The sequence below is a fragment of the Nocardia bovistercoris genome (genome assembly GCF_015674855.1).
GTDB lineage: Bacteria > Actinomycetota > Actinomycetes > Mycobacteriales > Mycobacteriaceae > Nocardia > Nocardia bovistercoris.
Genome location: NZ_JADMLG010000014.1, coordinates 160,526 through 175,311, shown reverse-complemented (window position 1 = coordinate 175,311; position 14,786 = coordinate 160,526). Strand labels below are relative to the sequence as shown.

General features: G+C 69.3%; 15 protein-coding genes. 4 read left to right on the top strand and 11 right to left on the bottom strand.

What is annotated here, in order from left to right:
- Window positions 1-136: 136 nt before the first annotated feature.
- Window positions 137-1,327: a serine hydrolase domain-containing protein gene (locus IT779_RS28940; RefSeq protein ID WP_196152604.1), complete on the top strand. Its 1,191-nt coding sequence runs from the start codon at window positions 137-139 to the stop codon at window positions 1,325-1,327.
- 293 nt (window positions 1,328-1,620) lie between these two features.
- On the opposite strand, the gene IT779_RS28935 is transcribed toward IT779_RS28940, so the two are convergent.
- From IT779_RS28935 to IT779_RS28915, 5 genes are all read right to left on the bottom strand, one after another.
- Window positions 1,621-2,505, bottom strand: a complete 885-nt coding sequence (locus IT779_RS28935; protein WP_196152603.1) for an SDR family oxidoreductase — start codon at window positions 2,503-2,505, stop codon at window positions 1,621-1,623.
- Between the two features lie 179 nt (window positions 2,506-2,684).
- Window positions 2,685-3,008 carry a DMT family transporter gene (locus tag IT779_RS28930; protein ID WP_196152602.1) on the bottom strand — a complete coding sequence of 108 codons (324 nt, stop codon included), beginning with the start codon at window positions 3,006-3,008 and terminating at the stop codon, window positions 2,685-2,687.
- A gap of 118 nt (window positions 3,009-3,126) precedes the next feature.
- Window positions 3,127-3,381 carry a hypothetical protein gene (locus IT779_RS28925; protein WP_196152601.1) on the bottom strand — a complete coding sequence of 85 codons (255 nt, stop codon included), beginning with the start codon at window positions 3,379-3,381 and terminating at the stop codon, window positions 3,127-3,129.
- 106 nt (window positions 3,382-3,487) lie between these two features.
- On the bottom strand, window positions 3,488-4,927 hold the full coding sequence (gene argH, locus IT779_RS28920) for an argininosuccinate lyase (protein ID WP_196152600.1): 1,440 nt from the start codon (window positions 4,925-4,927) through the stop codon (window positions 3,488-3,490).
- Between the two features lie 54 nt (window positions 4,928-4,981).
- The gene (locus IT779_RS28915; RefSeq protein ID WP_196152599.1) at window positions 4,982-6,184 is read right to left on the bottom strand and encodes an argininosuccinate synthase; all 1,203 of its coding nucleotides are present in this window, start codon (window positions 6,182-6,184) and stop codon (window positions 4,982-4,984) included.
- Between the two features lie 219 nt (window positions 6,185-6,403).
- Here IT779_RS28915 and IT779_RS28910 point away from each other — a divergent pair, with 219 nt between their 5' ends.
- Window positions 6,404-6,547, top strand: a complete 144-nt coding sequence (locus IT779_RS28910; protein WP_196152598.1) for a hypothetical protein — start codon at window positions 6,404-6,406, stop codon at window positions 6,545-6,547.
- 29 nt (window positions 6,548-6,576) lie between these two features.
- On the opposite strand, the gene IT779_RS28905 is transcribed toward IT779_RS28910, so the two are convergent.
- The 6 genes from IT779_RS28905 to argC are packed head-to-tail and all read right to left on the bottom strand — an operon-like array spanning window position 6,577 to window position 12,516.
- Window positions 6,577-7,095, bottom strand: a complete 519-nt coding sequence (locus IT779_RS28905) for an arginine repressor (protein ID WP_196152597.1) — start codon at window positions 7,093-7,095, stop codon at window positions 6,577-6,579.
- A gap of 37 nt (window positions 7,096-7,132) precedes the next feature.
- Window positions 7,133-8,104 carry an ornithine carbamoyltransferase gene (argF, locus tag IT779_RS28900; RefSeq protein WP_196152596.1) on the bottom strand — a complete coding sequence of 324 codons (972 nt, stop codon included), beginning with the start codon at window positions 8,102-8,104 and terminating at the stop codon, window positions 7,133-7,135.
- Entirely contained in the window at window positions 8,101-9,315 is a 1,215-nt protein-coding gene (locus IT779_RS28895) for an acetylornithine transaminase (protein ID WP_196152595.1), read from the bottom strand. The genes argF and IT779_RS28895 overlap by 4 nt, the downstream gene beginning before the upstream one ends.
- Entirely contained in the window at window positions 9,312-10,253 is a 942-nt protein-coding gene (gene argB, locus IT779_RS28890; RefSeq protein ID WP_196152594.1) for an acetylglutamate kinase, read from the bottom strand. The genes IT779_RS28895 and argB overlap by 4 nt, the downstream gene beginning before the upstream one ends.
- The gene (gene argJ, locus IT779_RS28885) at window positions 10,250-11,503 is read right to left on the bottom strand and encodes a bifunctional glutamate N-acetyltransferase/amino-acid acetyltransferase ArgJ (protein WP_408637807.1); all 1,254 of its coding nucleotides are present in this window, start codon (window positions 11,501-11,503) and stop codon (window positions 10,250-10,252) included. Before argJ ends, argB begins: the two co-directional genes overlap by 4 nt.
- A complete protein-coding gene (gene argC, locus IT779_RS28880) occupies window positions 11,458-12,516 on the bottom strand; it encodes an N-acetyl-gamma-glutamyl-phosphate reductase (protein ID WP_196152592.1) in 1,059 nt (352 codons plus the stop codon). Before argC ends, argJ begins: the two co-directional genes overlap by 46 nt.
- 202 nt (window positions 12,517-12,718) lie before the next feature.
- Here argC and IT779_RS28875 point away from each other — a divergent pair, with 202 nt between their 5' ends.
- Both IT779_RS28875 and IT779_RS28870 read left to right on the top strand, forming a co-directional pair.
- The gene (locus IT779_RS28875; RefSeq protein WP_196152591.1) at window positions 12,719-13,483 is read left to right on the top strand and encodes a VOC family protein; all 765 of its coding nucleotides are present in this window, start codon (window positions 12,719-12,721) and stop codon (window positions 13,481-13,483) included.
- A 131-nt stretch (window positions 13,484-13,614) separates the two neighbouring features.
- Window positions 13,615-14,784 (top strand): alpha/beta hydrolase, encoded by a 1,170-nt coding sequence (locus IT779_RS28870; RefSeq protein WP_196152590.1) that lies wholly within the window; start codon window positions 13,615-13,617, stop codon window positions 14,782-14,784.
- The last annotated feature ends 2 nt before the right edge of the window (window positions 14,785-14,786 follow it).

The window sequence follows — 14,786 nt, the reverse complement described above, 5'->3', positions numbered from 1 at the left end:
GTAGGACAGCCGTGTTGCGATCACGGTTCCCGATGTGACACTCAGGAAAATGCACAGTCACCGGCGGTGGGCGGTGAGGTGACGAATCGGGGCTGGGTCATACGCTGTACGAGACGACGCAAGGAGAGGAGCGACCGTGACCACGATTCCGACCACCCAATTCGTCGACCGCCGCTACGCGAGCCTGGTCGCCGAATTCGACCGGCTGTTCCGCCGCCCCGGCGACGGCGGCGGCGCACTCGCGGTCTATCAGCACGGCGAGCCGGTCGTCGACGTCTGGGCCGGATTCGCCGGACCAGACCGACCGTGGCGCCACGACACCGTCGCGATGGCGTACTCCACCGGCAAAGGAGTCGCGTCCACGCTGCTGCACCGCTTCGCCGAGCGCGGCGCGCTGGACTACGACTCCCCCGTCGCCGAATACTGGCCGGAATTCGCGGCGGCGGGTAAGGAACGGATCACCGTCCGCGCACTGCTGACCCACCGCGCCGGACTGCACCGCCTGCGCGGGCTGCTCGCGGGCCCGGTGGACCGCTACCTCGACGACGCGGCGGTCACCGGCGCGCTCGCCGCCGCCGCACCCGACCCGCGACACCTGGTGACCAGCGGCTATCACGGCATCAGCTTCGGACACCTCGCGGCCGAACTGGTCCGCCGCGTCGGCGGCGGCGACTTCACCGAACTGCTGCGCACCGAGATCGCCGAACCGCTCGGCGCCGACGAACTCTGGTTCCGGGTGCCGGAATCCGAACGCGACCGCATCGCCCCGAACTTCCCGCGCCTCACCGTGGCAGGCATGAGCTGGGACGCGGGCGCGAACCTGCTCGGCCGCACCCGTTTCACCTCGGCGGCCGCCGAGACCACGCCCGCCGGCTTCGCGGACCTGGTCGCCGACCCGCGACTGCACGATTCGGTGCTGCCCGGCGTCAACGGCGTGTTCTCGGCCCGCGCGCTGGCTCGCCTCTACGGGGCCCTCGCCAACGGGGGAACGCTCGACGGATACCAACTCTTGCGGCCCGAGACCATCGACGCGATCGCCACGCGGCAGGTCTTCACCCCCGACTACGTGCTGGCCTTCCGCATTCCGTGGGGGCTCGGGTACCACGGCGTGCCGATGAAACCGTCCAAGGCCGAACCCATTTCGGCGTTCGGCCATTTCGGTCTCGGCGGTTCCGGCGCGTTCGCGGATCCGAGTACGGGCATGTCGCTGGGCTTCGTGACCAACCGACTCGGCGGCAGACTCACCCCGCTCGGCGACGCGCGCCTGGCCCGACTCGGCGCGGTCGCGCATTCCCTGGCGAAGAAGGCCGACGAGGCTCGCGGATAATTCGGGCGGGTCCGATGGCCCCGTCGCCGTCCCGTGCGCTCACGCGTCGAACCGACACCGCGATGGGTGCTCTTCACCGCCGCGACGCCGTCTCCGTGCGTGTACGCGTCGGCCCGTGGTCACGGAACGACGGCGCACTCGAACAGCAAGCGCGATGATGTAGGCGCGCACGGTCGCACGGCGACATCGCCGAGTGTGAGACCTTGCGCCTGCCTGCGCGGCAGAGCGGCGCGCGGGGTCCACCGGAGCTGTGGTGCGGGTCCTCGTGTTTGCTCGAAGAGCTCGCGGCCCGTTCAGCCCTGCGCCGCGACCCTGGCGCGTTCCCGCATCGAGGCGACGACGCCGCCGTCGGCGAGGATGTCGGTACCGGTGAGGTAGCCCGCCGCCGGGCTCGCGGCGAACGCGAACAGGGCGGCCATCTCCTCGGGCTTTCCCCAGCGTGGCACCGCGAAATCGGCGACCATCGCGCCCGCGCCCGCCTCGGCTTCGAGCTTTCCCATCTCGGTCTCGATCGACCCCGGTGACACCGAGACGATGCGCAGGTGGCGCCCGTTGAACCGTTCCGCCTGCGACTCGGAGTACCACTTCACGAAACTCTTGCCGATGGCGTAGGCGTAGCCGGAGCGCGCCTCTTCGGGGACGGCGCCGCAGATTGCCGCCATTTCGGCGAGGAACGCGTCCTGATCGCGCAGCGCAGTCGGGAAGTGCTGGGACGGGACGGCCTCCACAGGTAGCAGATGCGCCGCCATCGACGCCACGTTCACGAGCGCCGCATCCGGGTGCGCCCTCCGATAGAAGACCTCGCCGACGTGCAGCGTGCCGAGGACGTTGGTGCGCATCACGTAGTCGGCGTCGCCCATGCTCGGGCTCACGCCCGCAGTGTGGATGACCGAGGCGATCACGCCGAGCCCGGACGCGACGTCGAAGAGCTCCTCGACGGCCTTCTCCTCGGTGACGTCGCACACCACGGGCGTGGCGGTGATGCCGAGGTCCGAGAGCGCCGCGACGGCGGCGTCGAGCCGCTCGGCCCTGACGTCCGCGAGGACCACCGTGTGGTCGCGCCCGAGGATTTCGGCCGTGGCCACGCCCATGCCGCCCGCGCCGCCGGTGATGATCGAGACCGGCCGCGTACCCGCGTCGGGTGTGTCGCGCTCGTCCTGGGCAATATTGTCCGACATCTCGAACCCTCGTTCCTCGGTATCAGTGGGCGAACGATATCAAAAGGACACGCGGATAAGGAGACCCGATCACGCGACCGCGCGCGTACCCGAGGGGCGGTGATATCCGAACACCGACGGCAGTCGTATGGCGGCGGTACCCGAACAGCGACGGCACTCGGACACCGGCGGACCGCCGCTCAGTGCGCGCCGCCGAGTTCCAACGCGACGACGCCGAGGATCACCAGCGCGATCCCGCCGACCTGCACCGCGCTGAGCCGTTCGTCCAGGAACAGCGCGCCGATGATCGCGACCACCGCGACCCCCACCGCCGACCAGATCCCATACGCGACACCGATCGCCATCCCGCGTTTCAACGCCTGCGACAGGAAGAAGAACGCGGCACAGTAGCCGATCACCACGACGATCGACGGCGCCACCTTGCTGAACCCCTCGGACAGTTTCAAGGAGACGGTCGCGGAGATCTCGGAGACGATCGCGAGCGCGAGGTACAGGAAGGTCATTGCGGCAGGATAGCGATATGGCGCCGCCGCGCGGGTCGGCGTCGCGCTCCTACGATGGATGCCACGTGAGTGCCGGACGTCGACGCCGGATCGGAATTCCGGCGAGGTCGCGGCACGACTACTTGCTCGGAACGACTCGCGGACCTTCATCCGAGGGCGGATCACCCGGAGATGGAGTCGGAGCCTTCTGCTCGGCCCTGATCTCGATTTCGACCTGGGTGCGGGCCGCGCTCGGATCCCACATGTCCTGGAACGGGCCGATAACCGTGGGCCCGAGACCGCGGCGCTGTGCGCGCGTCACCGCCAGACCGAAGCCCCCGGTGATCAAGACCATGGGACCGACCGTCGCGACGAACAGCAAGAGACCGCTCACGCGTCGATGCTACCGAGCCTCCGCATCGACTCCTGGTCTCTGCGGAGGCATGGCCCTCTACTCACGAACGCCCCCGCGCGATTTGCCGGGCAAGGCGTGCGCGTGCTCAGTGCAGCCAGGCGCGCAGTTCCGTGACGGTCGCCGCGACCTCTTCGAGCTGGCCTGCGACCTGTACTCCCGCCGTGCCGCCGCGGGCGTCGCGTGCGGCGATGGAGCCTTGGACCGTCAGCACCTCGCGGACCTGCGGGGTGAGCGCCGGGGAGACGTCGGCGAATTCGGCGTCGGTGAGGTCGGCGAGACCGACGCCGCGTGTTTCGGCGGCGCGTACGCAGGCGCCCGCGGCCTCGTGCGCGTCGCGGAACGGGACGCCGCGGCGCACCAGCCATTCGGCGATGTCGGTGGCGAGGGTGAAACCGGCGGGGGCGAGTTCGGCCATGCGCTCGGTGTGGAAGGTGAGGGTGGCGACCAGGCCCGCGATGGCGGGCAGCAGCAGTTCCAGTTGCGCCACCGAGTCGAACAGCGGCTCCTTGTCTTCCTGCAGGTCGCGGTTGTAGGCCAGCGGTTGCGCCTTGAGGGTGGCGAGCAGGCCCGCGAGGTTGCCGATGAGCCGTCCGGCCTTGCCGCGGGTGAGTTCGGACACGTCAGGGTTCTTCTTCTGCGGCATGATCGATGACCCGGTCGACCACGCGTCGGCGAGGGTGATGTAGCCGAACTCCGGCGTGCTCCAGATCACGATCTCCTCCGCCATGCGGCTGAGGTCGACACCGGTCATGGCGAGGACGAAAGCCGCCTCCGCCGCGAAGTCGCGCGCGGAGGTCGCGTCGATCGAATTCGCCGCCGACGCCGTGAAATCCAGTTCCGCCGCGATCTGTTCGGGATCGAGTCCGAGCGAGGAACCCGCGAGCGCGCCCGAACCGTACGGCGACACCGCGGCACGACGGTCGAAATCACGCAGCCGGTCGATATCGCGCAGCAGCGGATGCGCGTGCGCGAGCAGGTGGTGCGCGAGCAGGACCGGCTGCGCGGCCTGCAGGTGGGTCTTGCCGGGCATCACCGCGTCGGGATGGGCACGCGCCTGCGCGACGAGCGCGTCCACCACTTCGAGCAGCCCGAACGCGACGCGTCGCACCGCGTCGCGCAACCACATCCTGAACAGGGTCGCCACCTGGTCGTTGCGGGAGCGACCCGCCCGCAGCCTGCCGCCGAGTTCCGCGCCGACCCGTTCGATGAGGCCGCGCTCGAGCGCGCCGTGCACGTCCTCGTCGGATTCGAGCGGCCCGAACGCGCCGGAGGCCACATCCGCGTCGAGTTGGTCGAGGCCCGCGAGCATGTCGGACAGGTCACCGTCGGACAGCAGCCCGGCCTTGTGCAGGACGCGCGCGTGCGCCTTGGAGGCGCGCACGTCGTACGGCGCGAGCGCCCAGTCGAAATGCGTCGACTTGCTCAGCGCGGCCATCGCCGCGGCGGGACCGGAGGCGAAACGCCCGCCCCAGAGCGCACCTTCGTTCGTGCCGTGCCGGGTCGACTGCTCGCCGCTCGGTGTCATGGGTGCGCTTTCTCCTCGACTGGGGTGGTTGGGTGCGGGGCGAGCGTATTCGCTCTACTTCTGGTTCAGGTCCCGGCGCGCGGCGACCTTCGAGGACAGGCCGTGGATCTGGACGAAGCCCTTGGCCAGCGACTGGTCGAAGGTGTCGCCCTCGTCGTAGGTGGCGAGGTTGAAGTCGTAGAGCGACTGATCCGAGCGACGCCCGTTGACCACCGCGGAACCGCCGTGCAGCACCATGCGGATCTCACCGGAGACGTGCTGCTGGGTGTCCCGCACGAACGCGTCGAGGGCGCGCTTGAGCGGGGAGAACCACAGGCCGTCGTAGGCGAGCTCGCCCCAGCGCTGCTCGACCTGGCGCTTGTAGCGGCCCAGTTCGCGCTCGATGGTGACGTGTTCGAGCGCCTGGTGCGCGGTGATCAGCGCGAGCGCGCCCGGCGCCTCGTAGATCTCACGGCTCTTGATGCCGACGAGCCGGTCCTCGACCATGTCGAGGCGACCGACGCCCTGGCGGCCCGCCCGGTGGTTCAGCTCGACGATGGCCTCGAGCACGCTGACCTGGCGGCCGTCGACGGCGACCGGGACGCCCTTGTCGAAGGTGACGATCAGTTCGTCGGGCGCCTCGAAGTTGACGGTGGGGTCGGCGGTGTAGTCGTAGACGTCCTTGGTCGGCGCGTTCCACAGATCCTCGAGGAAGCCGGTCTCGACGGCGCGGCCCCACACGTTCTGGTCGATGGAGAACGGCGACTTCTTGGTGACGTTGATCGGGAGCTGGTTCTCCTCGGCGAAGGCGATGGCCTTCTCCCTGGTCCAGGCGTAGTCGCGGACCGGGGCGATCACCGTGAGGTCGGGCGCGAGCGCGCCGATGCCGACCTCGAACCGGACCTGGTCGTTGCCCTTGCCGGTGCACCCGTGCGCGACGGTGCTCGCGCCGTGGAACTTCGCTGCCTCGACCAGGTGCTTGACGATGAGCGGACGGCTGATCGCCGAGACCAGCGGGTACTGGCCCATGTACAGGGCGTTGGCCTGGATGGTGGGTAGACAGTATTCGTCGGCGAACTCGTCGCGCGCGTCGACCACGACGGCCTCGACGGCGCCGCAGTCGATGGCGCGCTGACGCACCACGTTCATGTCCTCGCCGCCCTGACCGAGATCGATGGCGACGGCCACCACCTCGGCGCCGGTCTCCTTGCCGATCCAGCTGATGGCGACGGAGGTGTCAAGCCCACCGGAGTAGGCGAGTACGACGCGATCGGACATGTCTGTGTGCTCCTCGGTTGGTTTCTGATGCCTCGTGGTTCTTCGTGTCCCGGCAGTATGGTGCCCACATGTCCGGGCGCGCAGCCCCGCCTACAAATGATTATGCATGATGATGCAAGCCCATTCATAACCGGGTGCGCACCCGTTCGACCCGGCAGCGGCCGCCGAGGTGTGCGACGCTGATGGGGCACCATTCGGGCCGGGTAGAAAGACAGGCCAATGATCCTTTCGACCGCTCAGGACTTCACGGTCATCAGCAACGGCATCCTCGACCTCGGCCGCGCACTGATCGGCCTGGTCCAGAACCTCATCGACATCGCCACCGCCGACCGTTCGGGTCGCGGCGGATACCCTTTCAGCTGAGCGTAATTCACCCGTTCGGGGCAACGGCTTCAGGCCAGTTCCTCTATCTTGGCGGCCAATTGGGCGCCGGTGAGGGGTTCCCGGGCTATGACGGCGATGGTGTCGTCTCCCGCTATCGTGCCGACTATGAAGGGGAGGGCGGCGCGGTCGAGGGCGCTGGCCAGGAAGTGGGCGGCGCCCGGCGGGGTGCGCAGGACGGCGATGTTGCCGCTGGAATCGGTCGAGACCAGTAGGTCGCCCAGGAGTTTGGAGAGTCGGTTGGTGCCGCCGGTGACGCCGCGCACGGGACTGCCGTCCTCGGGGACCACGTAGACGCCCGCGCCGCCGTCGGCCGCGCGGAGTTTGACCGCGCCGAGTTCGTCGAGATCGCGGGACAGGGTGGCCTGCGTGGTTTCGATCCCCTCGGCGGCGAGCAGGGCGGCGAGTTCGGTCTGGCTGCGCACCGAATGGGCCGAAAGCAGATCGACGATGCGGGATTGGCGACCGGCGCGGGTGCCTGCGATGGCAGCGCCCTTGGCGTTCGCGCCGGTCTCCGGTCGGACGGTCATGCGGTTCGCCTCGACACCGCGCGGCGGATACCCACGCTCACGAGCCGTCTCCGCGTCGTTTCGCGAGCAGCCAGACCAGCAGCGCCTTCTGCGCGTGCAGGCGGTTCTCCGCCTCGTCCCAGACCGCGCTGTGCGGGCCGTCGAGCACCTCGTCGGTGATCTCCTCGCCGCGATGCGCCGGAAGGCAGTGCAGGACCACGGCATTCGGGCGGGCTTCGGCGAGGAGTTCGGTGTTCAGCCGGAAGGGGAGGAAAGGGCGGACGCGGTCGAGGCCGTCGTGCTCCTGGCCCATCGAGGTCCAGGTGTCGGTGACCAGTGCGTCGGCGCCCGACGCCGCGGCCACCGGATCGCCGGTGACGGTGACCGTGGCGCCCGTGTCGGCGGCGCGTTTGCGTGCGGCCTCGAGGATCCACGGCTGCGGCTCGAATCCGGCGGGTGCGGCGACGGTGATGTCGACGCCCGCCGTGACACCGCCGAGCAGCAGCGAATGCGCCATATTGTTGGCGCCGTCGCCGAAATAGGTGAGCTTGCGGCCGGTGAGGTCGCCGAGGCGTTCGCGCAGGGTCAGCAGATCGGCGAGGACCTGACACGGGTGGAATTCGTTGGACAGCGCGTTCACCACCGGAACCGTCGCGGCCGAGGCCATCTCGTCGAGGCGGGCCTGTTCGAAGGTCCGCCAGACGATGGCGTCGACATAGCGCGAGAGCACCCGTCCGGTGTCGGCGAGGGTCTCCTCGCGGCCGAGTTGGGTGTCGCGGCCGTCGACCACGACCGCGTGGCCGCCGAGTTGGGCGATGCCGAGCTCGAAGGAGAACCGGGTGCGCGTCGAGTTCTTCTCGAAGATGACGCCGACGCCGCGCGGACCGTCCAGCGGGCGGCGCGAGAACGGCGCGGCCTTCAATTCCGCCGCCAGGGTGAGGATTTCGTCCTGTTCGGCCGGTGTGACATCGTCGTCACGCAGAAAGTGCCGAACTCCCGCCGCCTCGCCTGTACCCACCGCTGCACTCATGTCGTGGTTCCCTTCGCGTCCGCGGCGGCGCCGTCGAGTATCTCGGGCAGGTCGGCCACGAAATTGTCGGACTGGGTCTCGGTGAGCACCAGCGGCGGCGCCAACCTGATGATATTCGGCTTCGGCGCGTTCACCAGATATCCGGCGTCCCTGGCCCGATTCTCGACCTCGGCCGAGATGTCCTCGGTGAGAACGATTCCCAACAGCAGTCCGGCGCCGCGCACGTGATCGATCGCGGGATGTTCGAGCAGTTCGATGCCGTCGCTGAGCCGTTTACCGACCGATTCGACGTGTGCGAGCAGACCCTCCTCGTCGATGGTGCGCAACACCGCGAGCGCCGCCGCCGCGCACACCGAGTTACCGCCGAAGGTGGTGCCGTGCAGGCCCGGTGTGAACAACTCGGCCGCCCGGCCGGTGGCGAGCACCGCACCGATCGGCAGACCGCCGCCGAGTCCCTTGGCCAGCGTGATCACGTCGGGCACGATGCCGCTGGCGTGATGGGCGTAGAACTTGCCGGTGCGCCCGATTCCGGTCTGCACCTCGTCCAGGACCAGTAGCGCGCCGTTGCGCGCGGTGATCTCGCGCGCCTTCACCAAGTAGTCCAGCGGCGGCACAACGACGCCGCTCTCCCCCATCATGGGTTCGAGGAAGACCGCGGCGGTGTCGTCGTCCACCACCGCTTCCAGTGCGGCGGCGTCACCATAAGGGATGTGCGTGACGCCGGGCGGCATCGGTTCGAACGGCGCGCGTTTGGCGGACTGGCCGGTGAGCGCGAGCGCGCCCATGGTGCGGCCGTGGAACGCCTCCTCGCAGGCGATGATCTTGTGCCGCCCGGTCAGCCGCGCGATCTTGAACGCGGCCTCGTTCGCCTCGGTGCCCGAATTGCAGAAGAACGCGCGACCGTGCCCGTCGCCGAATTCGCCGTCGCCGAAATGCGCGAGCAGCCGTTCGGCGAGTTCGACGACCGGTTCGTTGACATACAGATTCGAGGTGTGCCCGAGGGTGCCGAGCTGGTTGGTGACCGCCTCGAGGATCGCGGGATGCCCGTGTCCGAGGCTGTTCACCGCGATACCGCCGAGGAAGTCGAGATAGCGCTTGCCGTCGGCGTCGTAGACCACCGCGCCCGCGCCGCGCACCAGCGCGACCTTCGGGGTGCCGTAGTTCTTCATCAGCGCGGCCGACCACCGCTGCTGTAAATCGTCGGTACTCATTCGTCGACTCCGTTTCGCTCGGGTGCGGCGATCGTGTGGCCTTCGGGTTCGGCGGGGGTGACCATGGTGCCGATGCCCTCGCCGGTGAACAATTCCAGCAGTACCGAATGCGGCAGGCGGCCGTCGATGACGTGCGCGGTCGGCACGCCCGCGAGGACCGCGCGCAGGCACGCCTCCATCTTCGGCACCATGCCCTCGTCCAGGCGCGGCAGCAGCACGGCGAGTTCGGCGGTGTCGATGCTGCTGGTCAGCGACGAGCGATCGGGCCAGTCGGTGTAGAGGCCCTCGACATCGGTGAGGATCACGAGTTTCTCCGCGCCGATGCCCTCGGCCAGCGCGGCGGCGGCGGTGTCGGCGTTGATGTTGTGCACGACACCGTCGGCGTCGGGGGCGATGGTGGACACCACGGGGATGCGACCCGCGCCGATCAGGTCGAGCACCGCGTCGGGATTCACCCGTGTGACATCGCCCACCAGTCCGATATCGGTGGGCGCGCCGTCCACGTCGACGGTGCGCCGGGTGGCCGTGAACAGTCGCGCGTCCTCGCCGGAGATGCCGACCGCGTACGGTCCATGCGCATTGATCAGGCCGACGAGTTCGCGCCCCACCTGGCCGAACAGCACCATCCGCACCACGTCCATCACCTCGGGCGTCGTCACCCGGAAGCCGCCGCGGAACTCTCCCTGCAGGCCGAGCCGCTTCAGCATGGCGCTGATCTGCGGTCCGCCGCCGTGCACCACCACCGGATGCACGCCGACGGTGCGCAGGAAGGCCATATCGGCGGCGAAGGCGCGTTTGAGCCCGTCGTCGACCATGGCGTTGCCGCCGTACTTCACGACCACGATCTTGTCGCGGAACTTCTGTAACCAGGGCAGCGCGCCCGCGAGCACGTGCGCCTTGTCGAGCGCCGAGAGTTCGCGCAGCAGTTGGCCGGTCATGAGCTGTAGGCCGAATTCTCTTCGACGTAGGCGTGCGAGAGGTCGGTGGTGCGCACCGACGCTTCGCCGTCGCCGACATTCAGTTCGACGCGGATGTCGATATCGGCGCCGGACAGGTCGACCTGACGCGCGCCCGGCGCGCCGACGCTGTCGACACAGACCGGATTCCCGTTGAACGACACCGAGATCCGGTTCGGGTCGAGGGTGATCGGCGCGATGCCGATCGCCGCGAGCACCCGGCCCCAGTTCGGATCGGAGCCGAACAGCGCGGTCTTGACCAGGGAATCGCGGGCGACGGCGCGCGCGGCCACCAGCGCCTGCTCCTCGTCGAGCGCGCCGGTGACGGTGATCGTGACGCGTTTGGTGACGCCCTCCGCGTCGGCCATCAACTGCGCGGCCAGGTCGTCGCAGACCGCGAGCACCGCGGCGTCGAGATCCTCCTGCGACGGCGTGACCTCACTGGCGCCGCTGGCCAGCAGCAGCACGGTGTCGTTGGTGGAGCAGGAGCCGTCGACGTCGAGCCGGTCGAAGGTGCGCCCGGTCGCGGTGCGCAGCGCCCGATCCAGTTGCGCGGCGGACACTCTCGCGTCGGTGGTGAGCACGACGAGCATGGTGGCCAGCGAAGGCGCCAGCATGCCTGCGCCCTTTGCCATGCCGCCGACATTCCATTTGTCGCGGTGGTGGAATGCGGCTTCCTTCGGCACGGTGTCGGTGGTCATGATGGCGTGCGCGGCGTCGAGTCCGCCGGAGAGTCCGCCGCCCATCTCGTGCACGATCTCGGTGATCGCGGGGATCAGCTTGTCCATCGGCAGTCGGTCGCCGATCAGCCCGGTCGAGCAGACCGCGATCTCGCCCGCGCCGGTCTCGGTGCCCCAATTGCTCAGTGCCGTGGCGAGTTCCTCGGCGGTGCGATGGGTGTCCTGGAAGCCGCCCGGTCCGGTGCAGGCATTGGCCCCACCGGAATTCAGCACGACCGCGCGCAACCGGCCCGAGGTGAGCACCTGCTGCGACCACAGCACGGGTGCCGCCTTGACCTGGTTGCGGGTGAAGACGCCCGCCGCCGCGTAATCCGGTCCCTCGTTGAAAACCAGTGCCAGATCGGGTTTTCCGCTCGCCTTGAGGCCCGCGGCAATCCCCGCGGCGCGGAAACCGAGCGGGGCGGTGACGCCCTGGGTCCGCACCAGTCTTCCGGTCTCGACAGTCGTCACGGTGCCACTCCTACGGTGGAAAGTCCTTCTGCCTCGTCGAATCCGACGGCCAGATTCATCGATTGCACCGCGGCGCCCGCGGTGCCCTTGGTCAGGTTGTCGATCGCGCCGATCACCACGAGCAGTCCGGCGTCGGCGTCGACGGCCACCTGGAGGGTGATCGCGTTGGAACCGAGGACCGAACCCGTCTGCGGCAGTACGCCTTCCGGTAGCAGATGCACGAAAGGTTCGTCCGCGTAAGCCTTCTCGTACACCGCACGGGCCTGCGCGGCGTCCACCCGGACCGGGGCGGTGCAGGTCGCAAGGATGCCGCGCGGCATGGGCGCGAGCACCGGGGTGAACGACACCGACACCGGCGCGCCCGCCGCCGCGGCGAGGTTCTGCGCGATCTCGGGGGTGTGCCGGTGCGCACCCGCGATGTTGTAGGCGCGCACCGAACCCATCACCTCGGAACCGAGCAGGCCGACATCGAGTTTGCGTCCCGCGCCCGAGGTCCCGCTCACGGCGACCACATGCACCGACGGTTCGACGATGCCCGCCGCGACGGCGGGCGCCAAGGCGACGCTTGCCACGGTCGGATAGCAACCGGGGACCGCGATCCGGCGCGCGCCGCGCAACGCGTCGCGGCCGCCGGGCAGTTCCGGCAGACCGTAGGGCCAGGCGCCCGCGTGCTCGGTGCCGTAGTGCTTGGTCCATGCCGCCGCGTCGCGCAGGCGGAAGTCCGCGCCGCAGTCGATGATCACCGTGGATTCGGGCAGTTCCGCCGCGATGGCCGCCGACCGGCCGTGCGGCAGGCCGAGGAAGACCACGTCGTGGCCCGCGAGTTGTTCCACCGTGGTCGGCGCGAGCACGCGATCGGCCAGCGGGAGCAGATGCGGCTGATGCTCGCCCAGCGTGGCGCCCGCGTTCGCGCCCGCGGTCAGCGCGCCGATCTCGAGGCGACCGGATCGGTATCGGGGGTGTCCGAGCAGCAGGCGCAGCACCTCACCGCCCGCGTAACCGCTCGCTCCGGCCACGGCCACCCGCACGACGGGCTCGTCCGACGAATCAACCATGAAATGATTATGCACGATGGTGCAATCTCATGCATGAACGGGGCACCGCCCGGCGATTCCGACCCCGGCCCCTCTCGACCATAGAACGTTCACCCGGTCGAACGGCGTGTGACATCACCCGGCGAATTCTCCGGAAACCCCGGCGCGCCGCCCCCGCGCGACAAGGATGGTGACGACAGCCCACACGCACGAAGGAGCGCCCATGCCCGAGATCACCCGAGTTCCCCCGAACGGGACACCCACCTGGGTCGACCTCGGCACACCCGATCACCGGCGCGCGATGGCGTTCTACGCGGCGGTCTTCGGCTGGGAATTCGAGGAAGGTCCCGCCGAGACCGGGTACTACACGCTGTGCCTGCTGCGCGGCGAACCCGTCGCCGCGCTCGCCCCCAACCCCGACCCCGACGCCACCGCGTTCTGGTGGAACCTGTACTTCGCCACCGACGACTGCGACGCCGCCGTCGAGCGCGTCACGTCCTCGGGCGGCACGGTCGCCGTGCCGCCCGAGGACGTCATGGACCAGGGCAGGCTGGCGATCGTGCTCGACCCGACCGGCGCGCAATTCGGGCTCTGGCAGGGCAAAGCCCACATAGGGGCGCGCATCGTCGACGAACCCGGCTCCATCGTGTGGAGCGAACTCGCCACCGCACGCGCGGACGCGGCGCGCGAGTTCTACACTGCCGTCTTCGACTTCACGCTCGAGCCCATGTCGGGCTTCGACTACACGGTGCTGCGCCGCCCCGACGGACATCCCATCGGCGGCATCCAGGGCGAACCATCGGCTGCCGCGACCTACTGGTCGACCTATTTCGAGGTCGAGGACACCGACGCGGCGCTCGCTCGGGTAACGGAAGCGGGCGGCACGGTCGTGCTCACCGCGAAGGACACGCCCTTCGGCCGGATCGCGGTGGCGCGCGACCCGTTCGGCGCCGACTTCACCCTCATCCGCTCCGCCGATCGGCCGTGAGACTCGCCGTCGGCAGAGTGGAAGGCGTCGGCCGCAATGCTGTGGAATGACTCTGCGAAAGGGCCCTTCCGAGAGAAGGCTGCGGCGCGCCGAATCCGGTTCGGCGCGCCCGTCGTTGGTTGAATGACCCCATGGTCATTCGCTGGATCGTCGCCCTGTTCGGTGTGGCGCTGGCTGTCGTTTCGGGGGCGATCACCTACGTCATCGCCTCGGCCGACATTCCCCCGAAACTCATCCCGCTGTCGTTCGTGGTCAGCAACTACGGCCTGTACCTGATACCGGCCGGACTGCTCGGGGTCGGCATCGGCATGATCCTGTTCCAGCGCCGCAACCACGCGGTGCTGCGGGTCCTCGGCGCGGCGATCGGCCTGGTGTGCGCGGTCGCGACCGCGGCGGCTCTCGCACCGCTGATCGCCTCGTGGCGGGAGGCGAGCAAACAGTCCGCGGACTTGTCCTTCCTCGAATACTTCACCGGCGGGACCAATACCGGCGCACCAGTGGAAGCCCTCAGCAACACCTACGCCACCATCGACGGCACCGACCTGAAGGTCGACGTCAAACTACCCACCGGCTACCTGGAGCGTCCGCGCCCCGCGGTGGTGTGGGTGCATGGCGGCGGATTCGGCTCCGGCGACCGCGGCGAGGCGCCCGAATGGCACCGCTGGCTCAACGACCTCGGCTACGCCGTCTTCGCCATCGACTACCGACTCGCGCCGCCGCCGCGCTGGGATCAGGCGCCCGCCGACGTGAAATGCGCCGTCGGCTGGGTCAAACAACAGGCGGGCCAATTCGGCGTAGACCCGACCCGCGTGATGCTCGCGGGCGGCTCGGCAGGCGGCAACCTTGCCCTCATGGGCGCCTACGCCGACGACCGCATCCCCCCGAGCTGCCCCGTCACCGACACCTCGGTCACCGCCGTAGCCGCCCTCTACCCCGCCACCGACCTCGCCAGAGGCTGGTACGACTCCGGCGACCCCGACTACAGCCACCGCGTCCTCACCGACTACCTCGGCGGCACCCCCGAATCCCACCCCGACCGCTACGCCGCCGCCTCCCCCCGCACCTACGTCCGCCCCGGCCTCCCCCCGACCCTGCTCCTCCACGGCACCCGCGACCACATCGTCCCGTACTCCCAATCCACCACCCTCGCAACCGAACTAACCGCCGTCGCCGTCCCCACCACCCTCCAACCCCTCCCCTACGCCGACCACGTCTACGACTACACCTGGGGCGACTGGCCAACCCAGATCTCCCGCCACACCTTCACCACCTTCCTCACCGACCACTTCCCGACCCCATGACC

Bases quoted from the DNA above. Each gene is read 5' to 3' on its own strand.
- IT779_RS28935 (WP_196152603.1), bottom strand. From the start codon at position 2,505: ATGTCGGACAATATTGCCCAGGACGAGCGCGACACACCCGACGCGGGT.
- IT779_RS28930 (WP_196152602.1), bottom strand. From the start codon at position 3,008: ATGACCTTCCTGTACCTCGCGCTCGCGATCGTCTCCGAGATCTCCGCG.
- argH (WP_196152600.1), bottom strand. From the start codon at position 4,927: ATGACACCGAGCGGCGAGCAGTCGACCCGGCACGGCACGAACGAAGGT.
- IT779_RS28915 (WP_196152599.1), bottom strand. From the start codon at position 6,184: ATGTCCGATCGCGTCGTACTCGCCTACTCCGGTGGGCTTGACACCTCC.
- IT779_RS28910 (WP_196152598.1), top strand. From the start codon at position 6,404: ATGATCCTTTCGACCGCTCAGGACTTCACGGTCATCAGCAACGGCATC.
- IT779_RS28905 (WP_196152597.1), bottom strand. From the start codon at position 7,095: ATGACCGTCCGACCGGAGACCGGCGCGAACGCCAAGGGCGCTGCCATC.
- argF (WP_196152596.1), bottom strand. From the start codon at position 8,104: ATGAGTGCAGCGGTGGGTACAGGCGAGGCGGCGGGAGTTCGGCACTTT.
- IT779_RS28895 (WP_196152595.1), bottom strand. From the start codon at position 9,315: ATGAGTACCGACGATTTACAGCAGCGGTGGTCGGCCGCGCTGATGAAG.
- argB (WP_196152594.1), bottom strand. From the start codon at position 10,253: ATGACCGGCCAACTGCTGCGCGAACTCTCGGCGCTCGACAAGGCGCAC.
- argC (WP_196152592.1), bottom strand. From the start codon at position 12,516: ATGGTTGATTCGTCGGACGAGCCCGTCGTGCGGGTGGCCGTGGCCGGA.
- IT779_RS28875 (WP_196152591.1), top strand. From the start codon at position 12,719: ATGCCCGAGATCACCCGAGTTCCCCCGAACGGGACACCCACCTGGGTC.
- IT779_RS28870 (WP_196152590.1), top strand. From the start codon at position 13,615: ATGGTCATTCGCTGGATCGTCGCCCTGTTCGGTGTGGCGCTGGCTGTC.